Source organism: Streptomyces sp. HSW2009 (genome assembly GCF_040240285.1).
Classification (GTDB): domain Bacteria; phylum Actinomycetota; class Actinomycetes; order Streptomycetales; family Streptomycetaceae; genus Streptomyces.
This window is the reverse complement of the sequence record NZ_JBEHZD010000975.1, coordinates 1-1,462: the sequence shown is the minus strand read 5'-3', so window position 1 is coordinate 1,462 and position 1,462 is coordinate 1. Positions and strand designations below refer to the sequence as shown.

2 protein-coding genes are annotated in these 1,462 nt (G+C 76.5%); both read left to right on the top strand.

Translation table 11 applies throughout. The annotated features are described in order from the left end of the window. The coding region (locus AAHZ94_RS33955; RefSeq protein ID WP_349997540.1) for a sugar phosphate isomerase/epimerase family protein at positions 1 to 590 on the top strand (590 nt) is incomplete at its 5' end. A 271-nt stretch (positions 591 to 861) separates the two neighbouring features. Then, the coding region (locus AAHZ94_RS33950) for a bifunctional transcriptional activator/DNA repair enzyme AdaA (RefSeq protein ID WP_349997539.1) at positions 862 to 1,462 on the top strand (601 nt) is incomplete at its 3' end.

Here is a 1,462-nt window from a genome sequence, read left to right as displayed (position 1 = left end):
GCGCCCACATCGGGCGCGCCTTGGTGTCGGCCGCCGCGCTCTGCACGGCGACCGGGGGGGGGGGGGCGGGCGGGCGGCCGGCCGGCAGCCGTGACCTGTTCGGTGCCCGTGCGCGGGTCGCCGACGCGGTCGCCGAACTCGCTCCGTACGCCGCCGAGCGCGCGGTGCGGCTGGCGATCGAGCCGCTGCACCCCATGTACGCGGCCGACCGCTGTGTGGTCTCCACCCTCGGGCAGGCGCTCGACCTCGCCGAGCGCTTCCCCGCCGACCAGGTCGCGGTGGTCGCCGACGCGTACCACCTGTGGTGGGACGACACGCTCGCCGGCCAACTGGCCCGGGCCGGCAGCGGCGGGCGCATCGCGGCCTGCCAGCTCGCGGACTGGATCACGCCGCTGCCCGCCGGGGTCCTGCTCGGCCGCGGCCAACTCGGCGACGGCAGCATCCCGTTGCGCGCCTTCCGCGACCTGGTGGACGCGGCCGGCTACCGCGGCCCGATCGAGGTGGAGATCTTCAACGAGGAGCTGTGGGCCCGCGAGGGCGCGGAGGTCCTGGCGGAGACGGTGCGGCGGTACCTGACCCATGTGGCGTGAGGACGGGGCGCCGGTCCCGGCCCGCCAAGCCGCGGCCCCCAAGGCCCCGGCCCGCGAAGGCCCCAGCCCGCCAAGCCCCGGCCCGCGAAGGCCCCGGCCCGCCAAGCCGCGGCCCCCCAAGGCCCCGGCCCGCGAAGGCCCCAGCCCGCGCGCAGCCCACCCGCTCAGCAACATCTCTCCCACACCTCTCGCACTCCCCTCCCACCCCACCAACGCGACGTCCGATTTCCGCCAGCCCGATGGCTGGGTGGCGCGCATAGTGGAAGGTGTGATGAACGAGGACAGCAGGTACGAGGCGGTGTGCAGCCGGGACGCCAGGTTCGACGGGCAGTTCTTCTTCGCCGTGACCACCACCGGCATCTACTGCCGGCCGAGCTGCCCCGCGGTCACGCCCAAGCGCAAGAACGTGCGCTTCTTCCGTACGGCAGCCGCCGCCCAGGGGTCGGGCTTCCGGGCCTGCCGGCGCTGCCGACCGGACGCGGTGCCGGGCTCGGCCGAGTGGAACGCCCGCGCCGACGTCGTCGGTCGCGCCATGCGGCTGATCGGCGACGGGGTCGTGGACCGGGAGGGCGTCGCCGGGCTCGCCGTACGGCTCGGCTACAGCGCCCGCCAGGTACAGCGCCAGCTCACCGCCGAACTGGGCGCCGGGCCGGTCGCGCTCGCCCGCGCCCAGCGCGCCCACACGGCCAGGGTGCTGCTCCAGACCACGCACATGCAGGCGGCCGACGTCGCCTTCGCGGCCGGCTTCGCGAGCGTGCGGCAGTTCAACGACACCATGCGCGAGATCTACGCCAGCACGCCGACCGCCCTGCGGCAGGCGAGGCCGGGGGCCGCGGCGCAGTACGGGCCGGGCGCCCGCGGCGGCCCGGGCG